At 68.6% G+C, this 13,866-nt stretch carries 9 protein-coding genes and 2 pseudogenes; 4 read left to right on the top strand and 7 right to left on the bottom strand.

What is annotated here, in order from left to right; genetic code table 11:
* Positions 1 to 74: 74 nt before the first annotated feature.
* From GJG85_RS19830 to GJG85_RS19820, 3 genes are all read right to left on the bottom strand, one after another.
* A complete protein-coding gene (locus GJG85_RS19830) occupies positions 75 to 407 on the bottom strand; it encodes a sugar ABC transporter ATPase (protein ID WP_050012816.1) in 333 nt (110 codons plus the stop codon).
* A gap of 285 nt (positions 408 to 692) precedes the next feature.
* Entirely contained in the window at positions 693 to 2,252 is a 1,560-nt protein-coding gene (locus GJG85_RS19825) for a DHA2 family efflux MFS transporter permease subunit (RefSeq protein WP_050012815.1), read from the bottom strand.
* 394 nt (positions 2,253 to 2,646) lie between these two features.
* Positions 2,647 to 3,549: a LysR family transcriptional regulator gene (locus tag GJG85_RS19820; protein ID WP_050012814.1), complete on the bottom strand. Its 903-nt coding sequence runs from the start codon at positions 3,547 to 3,549 to the stop codon at positions 2,647 to 2,649.
* Positions 3,550 to 3,695: 146 nt separating this feature from the next.
* Between GJG85_RS19820 and GJG85_RS19815 the strand changes: the two genes are divergently transcribed.
* A complete protein-coding gene (locus tag GJG85_RS19815) occupies positions 3,696 to 5,726 on the top strand; it encodes an FUSC family protein (protein ID WP_176015776.1) in 2,031 nt (676 codons plus the stop codon).
* Positions 5,727 to 5,750: 24 nt separating this feature from the next.
* On the opposite strand, the pseudogene GJG85_RS19810 reads toward GJG85_RS19815, so the two are convergent.
* Positions 5,751 to 6,023, bottom strand: a pseudogene (locus tag GJG85_RS19810) (bestrophin family ion channel); the annotation flags it as partial.
* A gap of 45 nt (positions 6,024 to 6,068) precedes the next feature.
* Positions 6,069 to 8,393: an FdhF/YdeP family oxidoreductase gene (locus tag GJG85_RS19805; protein ID WP_089489444.1), complete on the bottom strand. Its 2,325-nt coding sequence runs from the start codon at positions 8,391 to 8,393 to the stop codon at positions 6,069 to 6,071.
* Between the two features lie 153 nt (positions 8,394 to 8,546).
* Between GJG85_RS19805 and GJG85_RS19800 the strand changes: the two genes are divergently transcribed.
* Positions 8,547 to 9,968 (top strand): PLP-dependent aminotransferase family protein, encoded by a 1,422-nt coding sequence (locus GJG85_RS19800; RefSeq protein WP_089489443.1) that lies wholly within the window; start codon positions 8,547 to 8,549, stop codon positions 9,966 to 9,968.
* A gap of 14 nt (positions 9,969 to 9,982) precedes the next feature.
* Here the strand turns inward: GJG85_RS19800 and GJG85_RS35015 are convergent.
* Positions 9,983 to 10,111 (bottom strand): annotated as a pseudogene (locus GJG85_RS35015) (mechanosensitive ion channel family protein); the annotation flags it as partial.
* A gap of 346 nt (positions 10,112 to 10,457) precedes the next feature.
* Between GJG85_RS35015 and GJG85_RS19795 the strand changes: the two are divergent.
* A complete protein-coding gene (locus GJG85_RS19795; protein WP_089489442.1) occupies positions 10,458 to 12,176 on the top strand; it encodes a SulP family inorganic anion transporter in 1,719 nt (572 codons plus the stop codon).
* Between the two features lie 97 nt (positions 12,177 to 12,273).
* Here GJG85_RS19795 and GJG85_RS19790 read toward each other — a convergent pair whose 3' ends face one another.
* Positions 12,274 to 13,149, bottom strand: coding sequence for a LysR substrate-binding domain-containing protein (locus GJG85_RS19790; protein WP_050012809.1), 876 nt, complete (start codon positions 13,147 to 13,149; stop codon positions 12,274 to 12,276).
* A 96-nt stretch (positions 13,150 to 13,245) separates the two neighbouring features.
* Here GJG85_RS19790 and GJG85_RS19785 point away from each other — a divergent pair, with 96 nt between their 5' ends.
* Positions 13,246 to 13,845, top strand: coding sequence for a LysE family transporter (locus GJG85_RS19785; protein ID WP_050012808.1), 600 nt, complete (start codon positions 13,246 to 13,248; stop codon positions 13,843 to 13,845).
* The last annotated feature ends 21 nt before the right edge of the window (positions 13,846 to 13,866 follow it).

The raw sequence follows: 13,866 nt of genomic DNA, 5'->3' as shown, positions 1-13,866 counted from the left end.
TCGGCAGGCGCGCCGGGTGGCGCGCAGCGGCAGGCAGGCGGGAGGGCCGGGCGGGCGCCCGGCGCCGGAGGGCGTCAGATCGCGCAGCGCGCGACCGCGAAGCGCATCGCTTCCTCGGCCGGTTCGTTGCCCGAGCCGCGCACGACCTTGATCACCGAGCCGTTGCCCGACGGCGTCAGCGTGACGAAGTACGAATTCGAGCCGACCGCGATGTCGGTGACGCCGTTGTGCTGCGATTGTTCGGTGCCCGACAGGCGGCTGTCGAGGCAGTTCGCGACCGCGTAGGCTGGACGTTGCGACGACACGTAGATCATCGGCGCGGCGCCCGAGCCGGCCGAATCGGACGAGGGTGCGGAGCCGCAGGCGGCGAGCAGGGCGGCGGGAAGAAGCAGCAGGAATCGTTTCATGATCGGTCGTCGGGTGTCTCGTATCGAGGCTGGGGCGCGGGGGAGCGAAACGCGAAGCTTCGCGACGAAACCGCCTGGAATCGGGCCTTTTTGACGGACGACGACACGGCAGGCGGCTGACGACGGAGTATACCCGCAGCATTTGACGCCGTTGGCGCGTTGAAACGATTCGATACAACCGGCGCCCGCTGTCGGACGGGCGCTCGCTTCGGTTGTCGTCGCGACCGGCGGATCGCCCGGTCGTCGCGCTGTCGGCGCGAGGCGCGCCGCTGCCGCGCATGCGGATCAATGCGCGCCGGCCGCCGCCGCATCGGCATCGCCGCCGCCCGAGCGCACCGGTTTCGTGATCCAGATGAGCGGGATGATCGCGACGAAGATGATCGCCGACACGTAGAAGATGTCGTTCAATCCCATCACGGCCGCTTGCGAATCGACCGACGCATTGAAGAACGCGAGCGCCGAATCGGGGCCCAGGTGCAGCAGCGAACGGGACGTGTCGAGCTGTTGCGTGAAGACCGGATTGGTGACGCTCGCCTGTTCGGTGAGCCGCACGTGATGCAGGATCGTGCGGTCGTTCCACGCATTGCTGATCAGCGACGTCCCCACCGCGCCGCAGAACGTGCGACCGAAATTCGACAGGCCGGCCGCGGCCGGAATCTTGTCGGGCGGCAGCCCGGACAGGATGATCGACGTCAGCGGCACGAAGAACATCGCCATCGGAATGCCTTGCAGCAGCGTCGGCAGCACGAGATCCCAGCGCGACACGTCGGTGTAGAACGTCGTGCGCATCATGAACACGACAGCGAAGCCGACGAACGCGAGCGTCGCGATATAACGCGGATCGGTGCGCGGCAGCAGGCGCCCCATGACCGGCGTGAGCAGGATCGCGAACACGCCGAGCGGCGCCGTGGCGAGCCCCGAATCGACCGCGCGGTAGCCGAGATAGCCCTGCATCCATTGCGGCAGCAGCACGAGCGTGCCGAAGAACATCCCGTACGCGACGGAGATCGCGATCGTGCCGCCCGCGAAGTTGCGTTGCGTGAAGAGCCGCAGGTCGACGATCGGGTTGGCCTCGTTCAGCTCCCAGATGAGGAAGAATGCGAAGCCGATCAGCGCGACGATGCCCAGCGCGACGATCACGGGCGAATTGAACCAGTCGAGATCCTTGCCCTTGTCGAGCATGATCTGTAGCGAGGCGACCCACAGCACGAGCAGCAGCAGTCCGACCGTATCGATCGGCAGGCGGCGCGTGGCCGATTCGCGATCGCGGAACACGAACCACGTGACGGCCGCCGCGAAGAAGCCGACCGGAATGTTGATGTAGAAGATCCACGACCAGTTGTAGTCGTACGTGATCCAGCCGCCGAGCGACGGCCCCGCGATCGGACCGACGAGCGCGGTCATCGACCACAGCGCGAGCGCCGTCGACGACTTCTGCCGCGGCCACGCGCCGAGCAGCAGCGCCTGCGACAGCGGCGCGAGCGGTCCCGCCACGGCCCCTTGCAGAATTCGCGCGGCGAGCAGCGTCGGCAGGTTCGGCGCGATCCCGCACAGCCACGACGCGAACACGAACAGCAGGATCGACGTGACGAACAGGCGCACCTGGCCGAAGCGCTGCGTGAGCCAGCCGGTCAGCGGAATCGACACCGCGTTCGCGGCCGCGAAGATCGTGATCACCCACGTGCCTTCGTCGACCGACACGCCGAGGTCGCCCGAGATCGTCGGGATCGCGACGTTCGCGATCGACGAATCGAGCACGTTCATGAACATCGCGAGCGATACCGCGATCGTGCCGATCGCGAGCTTGCCGCCCGACAGCGGCGCCTGGGGTGACGGAGATGACATGGTGTTCCTGCGTGATGGAAAGTGGCCCGCGGGGCGCATGCGCCGATGGCGACCGCGCACGGGCGTGCGGCGGCCGCGCGTGCGGACACGCGCGACGTGCGCGCGGCCGGCCAAGCGGAGGGCCGCTCGCGCGCGGCGTGCGGTTCAGGCGTTCGATCGGATCGGCGAAGCCGTGACGGCTTCGGCAAGCAGGCAGGCCGGTCAGGACGGCGCGACGCGCGTGACGCGTCGGCGGGCAGCGCTCAGGTGGCTGCCGTCGCGTGTGTGGTCATTTTTCATCGGCACAGGCTAACGATGCGGCGAACGGCGATCAACGCTTGCGCGCTCATTAATTCCTTTCCTGCGCTGCAATAATGCAGCGGACGTGCATCGATTGCCGGTCGTGCCGAGTCGACTACGACGCGGCCCGCCACGCAGTAAAGACTTCCGTCAGGAATTCGACGAACGCACGCACCTTGCTGTCGAGTGTCGCGCGCTTCGGGTACAGCGCGTGCAGCTCGACGTCGTCGGTGCGGTGCCAGTCGGGCAGCACGATTTCGAGTTCGTTGCTCGCGAGCCGCCGTGTGGTGAAGTGGGTCGAAATCAGCGCGATGCCGCCGCCGCTCGCGGCCTGGCGCAGCACCGTGACCGATTCGTTCGAGATCAGCACAGGCCGCACCGGCACGTCGGCGACGTCGCCGGCCGCGTTGGTCAGGCGCAGCGTCAGGCCGGGCGTGTCGCGGCCGACGAACAGGATGTCGTGATCGGCGAGATCCTGCGGCGTCTGCGGCCGGCCGGCGCGGTCGAGATAGTGCGGGCTGGCCGCGAACTTCGCGTGCGACCAGCCGAGCGAGCGCGCGACATAGCCTGAATCCGTCAGCACGCCGGTGCGCAGCGCGACGTCGAAGCCGTGTTCGACGAGATCGAGCGCGCTGTTGTCGTAGATCAGCACGAGCTGGACCAGCGGGTAGCGCCGGCGAAATTCGGCGAGCGCCGGTTCCAGTTCGAACAGGCCGATCGCGTAGGGCACCAGCACGCGCAGCGTGCCTTCGGGCTCCGTGCGCAGCGCGCGCACCTGACGGTCCGCATCGAGCAGGATCTCCTCGGCGCGCAGGCAGCGTTCGTAATAGTCGCGTCCGGCTTCGGTGACGGACACGCGACGCGTCGTGCGGTACAGCAGCTGGACGCCGAGGTCGTCCTCGAGCTGCCGGATCTTGCGGCTCACGCGGCTGAGCGGCATGTCGAGTTGCGTGGCGGCGGCCGTGAAGCTGCCGCGCTCCACCACGCGCAGGAATATCCGGATGCTCTCGAGGTCCATGCGATTCGTTTCAGTGTTCGACATGCGCGCATCTTACCGTCGCGGGCCGGATCGCCGCGGGTCGAGCCGATTATCCCGCCCGGCGCAATAACGCATCCCGCCGCTGCCCCGTAGTGGCGGCCGGCGCGCGACCGTATGCTCGCCGCATGAAATTCGCATTCCCCAGCATGCCGCCGCTCGCGGCCGTCCGGGCCGCGCTGCGCGACGCGCGGCCGACGCTGCCGCCCGGCGCGCTTGCCTTCGCACTCCGCAATACGGCCGCGTCGCTGCTCGCGCTCTATATCGCGTTCCGGATGAATCTCGACGATCCGATGTGGGCCGCGTCGACCGTCTGGATCGTCGCGCAGGGCAGCCGCGGGATGGGGCTGTCGAAGAGCCAGTACCGGATTCTCGGCACCGCGATCGGTGCGGCCGTCGCGCTCGCGCTGACCGGCGCGTTCGCGCAGACACCCGAATTGTTCCTGCCCGCGCTCGCCGCGTGGATCGGCTTGTGCGCGGGTATCGCGACGTTCCAGCGGAATTTCCGCGCGTATGCGGCGGTGCTCGCAGGCTATACGGCCGCGATCGTCGCGATGGACGCGGTGTCGGCGCCGCTGCACGCGTTCGATATCGCGGTCGCGCGGTTCCTGTACGTGGTGGTCGGCATCCTGTGCGGTGCGCTGTTCGAAACGGTGTTCGCGCCGGGCACACCGCTGGAGGATGTCCGGACGCGGCTCGCGCGCTATCTCGAGCGCGCGGTGGCGCTCGGCGCCGGCGCGCTGCGCCGCGAGCCGAACGGCGCGGCCGTGCACCGGCTGTTCGCGGAGGCGCTCGAACTCGACACGGCGGCCGAATATGCGGCCGCCGGCGCACCGCCGGTGCGCAACATGATCGGCCATGTGCGCGCGGCGGCGCTCGGCGTGCTCACCGCGCAGGCCGCGGGGCAAGCGATTCGCGAACACGCGGCGCGCGGCGGCGATGCGCCGGAACCGCTCGTCGACGAGGCGGCAAGCGTGCTCGACCGGGTCGCCGTGTCGGGCGATGCGGCGCACGAGATGGCGGCGCTGCGCGCGCGCGTGGACGATGCACTGCGTGTCGAAGCCGCCGTGCCGGCCGGCCCGGACACGTCGCGCCTGCTCATGCTCGACCGGCTGTCGGCACTGCTCGGCGGGTTCGACCGCGCATTCGCGAGCCTGGCATTGTTCGACCGGCCGGTGCCTCCCTCTGCACGCGTGCGTTACGCGTTCCACCGCGATCCGGTGCTCGCGTGCCACAACGGCATTCGCGCGTTCATCGCGGTGCTGGCCGCGTCGGCGATCTGGATCTTCACCGCGTGGCCGTCAGGCGGCGGCTTCGTTGCGATCACGGCCGTGGTGAGCGCACTGTTCTCGACACGCCCCAATTCGGTGCGTGCGATCGTCGGTTTCATGAAAGGCACGACATGCGCGGCGGTCGCGGGCGCCGTCTGCAACTTCATCCTGCTGCCGGCGGTGTCGGGCTTCGAGATGCTCGCCTACATTCTCGGCATGTTCCTGATCGGCACCGGGGTCGCGATGCGTCATCCGCGCACGGCCGCGATGGGCAGCGCGTTCTCGATCTTCTTCTGGAATTTCACGTCGCCGGACAACACGACGCGCATCGGCGACGCCGCGTTTCTGAACAGCGCGCTCGCGACGCTGCTCGGCATCGCGTTCGGCGCGCTGGTATTCGCGCTGGTGTTTCCCGGCGATCCGGGCACGAGCCGACGGCGTCTGCACCGCGCGGTGCGTCGCGATCTGGCCGGCATCGCACGCGATCCGCGTGCATGGTCCGCAAGCGCATGGCTGAGCCGCACGGCCGACCGTCTCGGGCGCGAGCTCGGTTTCGCGGGCAGCCTGCCGCAGACGCTGATCGAGCGCGACATGCGTGACCTGCTCGCGATCTGGGGGCTCGGCGACAGCCTGCTGTCGCTTGCCGAACTGGCCACGCGCGAGCCGGCCGCGCGCCGCGCGGCAGCGGTGGTGCGTGGGCGCATCGCGCAGGCCGATTTCGCGCGGCTCGAGCAGACGTGTGCCGCGGCGGCCCGCCTGTTGCGGCGTCGCGTGGCCGCGCGCGACGGCGACGCCGCGCATGCATTGCTGAGCGGCATTGTCCTGCTGCGACGGATCGCGGACGCGGCCGCCGAACATGGCGGCTTCCTGCGCGGCCGCCGCGATTGAGCGGCGCGAGTCAGGCGAAGCGGGTCAGGTGAGTCGGTACGACGGGCCGGGCGTCACTTCGGCCGGCAGCGGCTCGCGGTTCAGTTCGAGCAGCGTGCGCTCGATCTGTCGCGTCATCGCATCGAGCGCGATCAGCGTATAGGCGACGAACACCGTGACGAAGAGTGTCGCCGCGCCGATCGAATCGACGAGACCGAACGGCAGCAGCACGTCGTAGGAAAACGGAATCGGCGTCGACGCGATGCGCTCGCAGCCGCTCACCATCGCGACGAGTTTGTCGAGATGCGCATCGAGCATCCGCAGCCAGTGCTCGCGCGGACGAACGATCATCGTCGTGCTCCGTCAGGCAGCGATCGACGCCGGCGCGGCGGCGCGATGCAGCAGCACGGGTACCGACTTCGACGTCGGCGTGTTGCACACGTCGCCGACGCTGTCGAGCGGCACGAGCGGGTTGGTTTCCGGGTAGTACGCGCCGATGCAGCCGCGCGGGATGTCGTATTCGACGAGCAGGAAGCCGTTCGCGCGCCGCTCGATGCCGTCGTGCCACACCGTTTCCATGTCGACCCATTCGCCGGCCGCGAGGCCGAGCATCGCGAGATCGTCGCGGTTGACGAACACCACGCGGCGCTGGCCGAACACGCCGCGATAGCGGTCGTCGAGCCCGTACACGGTCGTGTTGTACTGGTCGTGCGAGCGCGTCGTCATCAGCGTCATCAGCCGTTCGCCGTGCAGCACGCGGGCGCGCTGGATCGGCGTGTCGGTCGGCAGCGCGTGCGCGATGAAGTTCGCCTTGCCCGTCGGCGTCAGCCATTCGCGGTCGCGCGACGCGACGCGCAGGTGGAAGCCGCCGGGCCGCGCGATGCGCGTGTTGTAGTCGTAGAAGCCGTCGAGCGTCGCCTCGATCGCATCGCGGATCCTCGCGTAGTCGTCCTTGTACGCGAGCCAGTCGATCTTGCCGCTGCCGAACAGCGCGTGCGCCATGTGCGCGACGATCGCGGGCTCCGACATCAGGTTCGGCGACGCCGGCTTGTTCATCCCGTACGACACGTGGACCATGCTCATTGAATCCTCGACCGTCACGCCTTGCGCGACGTTGTCCTGCAGGTCGATCTCGGTGCGGCCGAGCGTCGGCAGGATCAGCGCGTCGCGGCCGTGGATCAGGTGGCTGCGGTTCAGCTTCGTCGTGATGTGCACGGAAAGCGCGCAGCGGCGCATCCCTTCCCACGTGCGCGGCGTGTCCGGCGTCGCCATCGCGAAGTTGCCGCCGAGACCGATCAGCACCTTCACGCGGCCGTCGAGCATCCCTTCGATCGTTTCGACGACGTCGTAGCCGTGGTGGCGCGGCGGTTCGAAATCGAACACGTGGCCGAGCCGGTCGAGGAACGCCTGCGACGGTTTTTCCTCGATGCCGACCGTGCGGTTGCCCTGCACGTTCGAATGGCCGCGCACCGGGCACAGGCCGGCGCCGGGGCGGCCGATGTTGCCGCGCATCAGCATCAGGTTGGTCAGCATCTGCACCGTGGCGACCGAATGCTTGTGCTGCGTGATGCCCATGCCCCACGTCGCGATCACGCGTTCGCTGCGCGCATAGCGCTGCGCAAGCGCGTCGATCTGCTCGTACGGCACGCCGCTTTCGGCCGTCAGCGCGGACCAGCTTTCGGCGCGCAGATCGTCGGCGAACGCATCGAAGCCGGCCGTGTGCTCGTCGATGAACGCAGTGTCGAGCACACGCGGCGCACCGGCGGCGCGCGCGGCGTCGTCGAGTTCGAGCACGCGCTTGGCCATCCCCTTGATCAGCGCGAAATCGCCGCCGATGGTCGGCTGGATGAACGTCGATGCGATCTTCGTGCCCGACATCGTCAGCATCTCGAGCGGGCTTTGCGGATCGGCGAAGCGCTCGAGGCCGCGCTCCTTCAGCGGGTTGATCGACACGATCGTCGCGCCGCGCTTCGCGCACTCGCGCAGCTCGCCCATCATCCGCGGGTGATTGGTCGCGGGGTTCTGGCCGAAGATCAGCAGCATGTCCGCATGCTCGAAATCGTCGAGCGTGACCGTGCCCTTGCCGACGCCGACCGACGCCGGCAGCCCGCGGCTCGTCGCCTCGTGGCACATGTTCGAGCAATCGGGGAAGTTGTTGGTGCCGTACAGGCGCACGAACAGTTGATAGAGGAACGCCGCTTCGTTGCTCGCGCGGCCGGACGTGTAGAACGCGGCCTGGTTCGGGTCGGGCAGCGCGCGCAGGTGGCGCGCGATCAGCGCGAAAGCATCGTCCCACGCGATCGGCACGTAGCGGTCGGTCTGTGCGTCGTACGCCATCGGGTCGGTGAGCCGGCCGTGCTGTTCGAGCTCGAAATCCGATTGTTCGAGCAGTTCGGTCACCGTGTGCGCGGCGAAGAATTCGGGCGTCACGCGCTTGCTCGTCGCTTCCGCGGCCACGGCCTTCACGCCGTTCTCGCAGAATTCGAACGTCGACGCGTGCTGTCGGTCCGGCCATGCACAGCCCGGGCAGTCGAAGCCGTCCGGCTGGTTCTGGCGCAGCAGCGTACGGTAGTTGCCGCCGGCGACCTTTTCCTTGATCAGGTTGATCGTGACGGCTTTCAGCGCGCCCCAGCCGGCGGCCGGGTGGGTGTACGGTTCGATGCGCGCGGTCGCGGATTTCTTTTTCATGATGCAGGTGTCGGGGTCGATGCGTGCAGAGTACGCGCGGCACCCGTGCGGCTGTGTGTACACCTGTTCACTTCAAAAAAGAGTACAGTTCCGGCCATTCATCCCATGCGGATCGCAACTGTGTTGCTGAAGGGAAGTTGAAAGGGGAAGCGCGTGAAGCGTTACGAACAACTGGCCGACGATCTCCAGGCGCAGATCGAGCGGGGCGTGTACCGGCCCGGCGAGCGGATCCCGTCGGTGCGGCACGCGAGCCGGCAACAGCAGCTCAGCGTCACGACCGTGCTGCGCGCATACCTCGTGCTGGAAAGCCGCGGCCTGATCGAAAGCCGGCCGCAGTCGGGCTACTTCGTGCGGGCGCGTGCGGCAGTGCCGGCCGAGGCCGAGCTGCATATTTCCGCGCCGGCCGCCGAGCCGTCGGCCGTGGACGTGAGCCGGCTCGTGCTGTCGACGCTGCGTTCGATCGCGCGCGACGACGCGGTGCCGCTCGGCTCGCCGTATCCCGACGCGTCGCAGTTTCCGGTGCAGCGTCTTGCGCGCTATGCGCAGGCGATCGGGCGGCGGCGCACGCGCTGGGGCGTGATCGACGACCTGCCGCCCGGCAACCAGGAGCTGATCCGCCAGATCGCGCGGCGCTATGCGGAGCGCGGGGTCGCGGTCGAGCCGGGCGAGATCGTGATGACGATCGGCGCGACCGAGGCGATCAACCTGTGCCTGCAGGCCGTCGCGAAACCCGGCGACACGATCGCGGTGGAGTCGCCGACGTTTTACGCGATGCTGCACGCGATCGAGCGGATGGGCATGCGTGCACTGGAAGTCGCGACGCACCCGGGCGACGGCATCGATCTCGACGCGCTCGAGCGGATCCTCGCGCGCGAGCGCATCGCCGCATGCATGGTGATGCCGAATTTCCAGAATCCGCTCGGCTTCCAGATGCCCGATGCGCGCAAGCGCGCGCTGGTCGAACTGCTCTCGAAGCACGGCGTGCCGGCGATCGAGAGCGACGTTTATCACGAGCTGCACTTCGGCGACACGGCGCCGAGCGCGCTGAAGTCGTTCGATCGCGACGGGCTGGTGCTGCATTGCGCGTCGTTCACGAAGAGCCTGTCGCCGCGCTATCGGATCGGCTGGGCGATGCCGGGCCGTTACCGCGACCAGGTCGAGAAGCTGAAATTCCTGAACACGCTCGCGACGCCCGCGATCGAACAACTCGCGATCGCCGAATACCTGAAACACGACGGCTACGATTTTCATCTGCGGCGCATGCGCAAGCTGTATGCGCAGCAGGCGAGCCTGATGAGTGCAATGGTGCGGCGTTTCTTCCCGGAAGGCACGCGGCTGTCGCAGCCGCAGGGCGGGTATGTGCTGTGGGTCGAACTGCCGCCGCGGGTCGATGCGATGAAGCTGTATACGCTCGCGCTCGCGCAGCGGATCACGCTCGGGCCCGGGCATATGTTCTCGGCCGGCACCGATTACCGGCATTTCATCCGGCTCAACTACAGCTACCCGTGGTCGCGGCAGATCGAGGATGCGCTGAAGGTGCTGGGGCGGCTCGCGTCGGAGTGCGCGGCGCGGTGAGCGCTGCCGGCCGGCGGATGCGGGTACATGCGCAGCGGGAACGCCGGCAGCACGGCGATCAGGTGGTCGAACAGGTCGGCCTGGATGGCCTCGTAGTCGACTCACGTCGTCGTATCGGTGAAGCAGGGTAGTTCGAGCGGAATGCGTGCCGTGAACGCAGGTCGATCGGCTCCCGAATCGGCTCACCTTTGTGAAGGTATCCTCTGCATCGAGGTGAAGGTCGCCGGTGAACCCGCATCACCGCAAGCCGGCGTGCGAGCCGGTTGCCGGATGCGGCGTCTACAGGAACGCGATCGGCCCGAAGCCATGACGGCAGGCCGTCGCGTTTCGATGCGCGCGGTCGGCGATCCATGCAATCATGCGGACGTCGCAGGCGTCGTCGGTGTGCCGCGCGCGTTGGCGTGCGGCTCCTCCGGCAACGGTGAGCGACACGCGACACCGTTGCGCACCCGTTCGTGGCCCGTCATTTCGACTTCACGCATTTCACGCATGCAAGATTCCAATGAAAGCCGTCCGTCGCGCGTGCGGCTGCTGAAAGGCCTCCTCCCGATCCGTCGCGCGGGTGCCATCCGCGACATCTTCGCGGGCATGTCGCTCGCGTCGATGGACATCCCGCAGGTGCTCGGCTACGCACGCATCGCCGGCATGCCGGCCGTCACGGGGCTCTACACGGTGTTCCTGCCGCTCGTTGCGTTCGCATGCTTCGGCGCGTCGCGCCATCTCGTGGTCGCCGCCGATTCCGCGACCGCGACGATTTTCGCGAGCCGGCTGTCGTCGATGGCGCCGGCCGGCAGCGCCGACTATGCGGCGCTCGCCGGCATGGTCGCGTTGCTGACCGCCGCGATGCTGCTGCTCGCGCGCATCTTCAAGCTGGGTTTCCTCGCCGATTTCCTGTCGCGCACGGTGCTGGTCGGTTTCCTCGCTGGCGTCGGCGTGCAGGTGTCGATCGCGATGCTCGGCGACATGCTCGGCGTGGCCGTGCCGTACCCGGCGTCGCGCAGCCTCGCGCAACTCGACTACGTCGTCATGCACCTGGTTGACGCGCACCGGCCGACGCTCGCGCTCGCGGCGCTCGTCGTCGTCGCAATTCTCGCGTGCAAGCGGTTCCTGCCGCGCGTGCCGATGCCGATGATCGCGGTCGCGGGCAGCATCGCCGCGAGCGCAACGTTCGGTTTCGCCGCGCACGGCATCGCGGTGCTCGGGCCCGTGGCGGGCGGGCTGCCGCCGCTGCGCTGGCCGTCCGTCACGTGGCAGCAGTTCCTCGATCTCGTGCCGGTCGCCGCTTCGTGCTTCGTGATGATCATCGCGCAGAGCGCGGCCGCCGCGCGGGTGTTCGCGCAGCAGTACGGCGAGGACGTCGACACCAATGCCGACATCCTCGGCCTCGCGGCCGCGAACGCGGCGGCGGCGCTCGGCGGCGCGTTCGTCGTCAACGGCAGCCCGACGCAGACGGCGATGGCCGACGGCGCGGGCGTGCGCAGCCAGATCGGGCATCTCGCGTTCGCTGCGGTCGTCGCTATCGTGCTGCTGTTCTTCAGCCCGTATCTGCAGTATCTGCCGCATGCGGTGCTGGCCGGCATCGTGTTCACGATCGCGCTCGGGCTGATCAACGTGCGCAGTCTCGCCGCGATCCGTCGGGAGAGCCCCGGGGAATTCACGCTCGCGCTGGTCACGGCCGCCGCCGTCGTGACGGTCGGCGTCGAGCAGGGCATCCTGCTGGCCGTCGCGCTGTCGCTGATGCGGCACGTGCGCCACAGCTACCAGCCGCACACGATGGTGCTCGAACCCGTCGCCGGCAACGGACGGTGGCAGCCGGTGCCCGCCCGGCGCGGCGCGATGACGGCGCCCGGGCTGATCGTCTACCGGTTCGGCGCCGACCTGTTCTTCGCGAACGATCATCTGTTCGCTGCCGAAGTAATCGAACTCGTCGATGCGGCGCCGGTGCCGCCGCGCTGGTTCGTCGTCGATGCGGGCGCGATCACCGACGTCGACTATTCGGCCGCACGGACCTTGGTCGATCTCGTCAGGGCGCTGCATGTGCGTGGGATCGGCGTGCTGTTCGGGCGCGTGAACCGCTATCTGCGCGCGGACATGGATCGTCACGGGATCACCGAGGCGGTCGGCGCGTCGTGCATCTTTGCCACGCTGCATCAGGCGCTGGAGGCGGCGGGCGCGACGCCCGCACCGCAGGAGCCGGGCACGGTGTAGGGCCTGTACACGCCGATAACGGGCCAGCCCCACGAACGATTTTTTCCAAACACGGGAACGTGCGTTATTAGCGTGAACACGCTCTTGCTCAGCAGCGCTACGCGACCGCGCGCAGGCGTGCGAAACCGTTGCGCAGGCAACGGGCCAGTTCCGCCGCGGCCGCCGTGTGCTGGCCGCGCGGCACATGCAGGTTGATCGAGAAATTCGGCAGCGCGGGCAGGCCGCTGCCGGCCGGCAGGATCTCGAGGTCGGCCGGCACGGTGGACGCGAGCCACACGGTTACGGCCAGATCGGCGCGCACGGTCGCGGCCGTGGCATCGAAGCTGCCGTTCTCGAACACGGTGCGCCACGCGCGATCGCTGCCGCGTAGTGCGTCGAGCACCGTCGGGCGGAACGCGCAGGTCTGCGCGACCATCGATACCGGCAGCGGCGAGTGCCGGTGCGCGGTGCCGCCTTTCGCGCCGACCCACACCAGCCGGTCGACGGCGATGCATTCGCCGCGCGACGATCCGACCGGCGCCTCGATCAGCGCGACGTCGAGATCACCCTGCTTGAGCCCGCGCCGCAACTCCGGCGATGCCGCGCACACGAGCGTGAGCGCGACGTGCGGATGTGCGTGCGCATAGCTTTTCAGGATCGGCGCGAGACAGGTGCCGACCAGATCCTGCGGTGCGCCGAGACGCACCGGGCCTTCCACCGCACCGGCGCTCAGGTCGGCGAGCAGCGCATCGTGAACGGCGAGCAGCCGGCGCGCCTGTTCGAGCAGCCGCTCGCCGGCCGCCGTCAGCAGCAGGTTGCGATGCTGGCGGACGAACAGCGGGCCCGACAGCATTTCGAGCCGCGCGACCTGCTGGCTGATCGCGCCTTGAGTGAGGTGCAGCGCGTGGCCGGCCGCCGTCATGCTGCGATGATCGGCGACGGAGACGAATGCGCGCAGCAGCGCGAGATCGAGATTGCGAGCCATGCTTCGCATTATGGATGCTAATGGAAGGCATAAAAATCTTTCGCTGTCGTAATGGCGCAATCGCAGGTAAAAACGGGGCTTCAATGACGACAACCGGGAGCCCTCGTGCCGCTTCACGACTATCTGCCGCTGGTGCTGTTCGTGATCGTCTCCACCGCGACGCCGGGTGGCGCGACGACGCTCGCGACCGCCTCGGGCGCCCATTTCGGCTATCGGCGTTCGCTGCCGCTGATGTCGGGCATCGCGGCGGGCCTCGCGTCGATGGCGGCGGCGGCCGCCGCCGGGCTCGGCAGTGTGCTGCTCGCGCTGCCCGCGTTGCAGCTCGCGATGAAGGCGGTCGGTTCGGCGTACCTGATGTGGCTGGCGTTGCGCATCGGACGTGGCGGCAAGCCGCGGCTCGATGTCGACGTGCACCGGCCGCAAGGGTTCGTCAGCGGCGTGTGGATGCTGTGGCACAACCCGAAAGGCTGGGCGATGACGCTCGGCGCGGCCGCGTCGTTCGCGGCGCTCGCGTCGGGGCCGGCGCGGCTCGGTGTGCTGCTTGGGGTGGCGTTCGGCGTGGCCGCGATGGCGTCGTTGTCGCTGTGGTGTTTCGCCGGGCTGCTGTTTGCCCGCGTGTTGCGCACGGAGCGGCAGTGGCGTTGCCTGAATGCGGGGCTCGGCCTGTTGCTCGTGGCGTCGATCGTGCCGATGTGGTTGCCGTAACAGGAAACCGCGCACGCGGTG

Source organism: Burkholderia sp. MS389 (genome assembly GCF_016899425.1).
Taxonomy (GTDB): domain Bacteria; phylum Pseudomonadota; class Gammaproteobacteria; order Burkholderiales; family Burkholderiaceae; genus Burkholderia; species Burkholderia sola.
The sequence above is the reverse complement of the archived record's forward strand: the minus strand, read 5'-3'. Positions and strand labels throughout refer to the sequence as shown.

Bases quoted from the DNA above. Each gene is read 5' to 3' on its own strand.
- GJG85_RS19830 (WP_050012816.1), bottom strand. From the start codon at position 407: ATGAAACGATTCCTGCTGCTTCTTCCCGCCGCCCTGCTCGCCGCCTGC.
- GJG85_RS19825 (WP_050012815.1), bottom strand. From the start codon at position 2,252: ATGTCATCTCCGTCACCCCAGGCGCCGCTGTCGGGCGGCAAGCTCGCG.
- GJG85_RS19820 (WP_050012814.1), bottom strand. From the start codon at position 3,549: ATGGACCTCGAGAGCATCCGGATATTCCTGCGCGTGGTGGAGCGCGGC.
- GJG85_RS19815 (WP_176015776.1), top strand. From the start codon at position 3,696: ATGAAATTCGCATTCCCCAGCATGCCGCCGCTCGCGGCCGTCCGGGCC.
- GJG85_RS19805 (WP_089489444.1), bottom strand. From the start codon at position 8,393: ATGAAAAAGAAATCCGCGACCGCGCGCATCGAACCGTACACCCACCCG.
- GJG85_RS19795 (WP_089489442.1), top strand. From the start codon at position 10,458: ATGCAAGATTCCAATGAAAGCCGTCCGTCGCGCGTGCGGCTGCTGAAA.
- GJG85_RS19790 (WP_050012809.1), bottom strand. From the start codon at position 13,149: ATGCGAAGCATGGCTCGCAATCTCGATCTCGCGCTGCTGCGCGCATTC.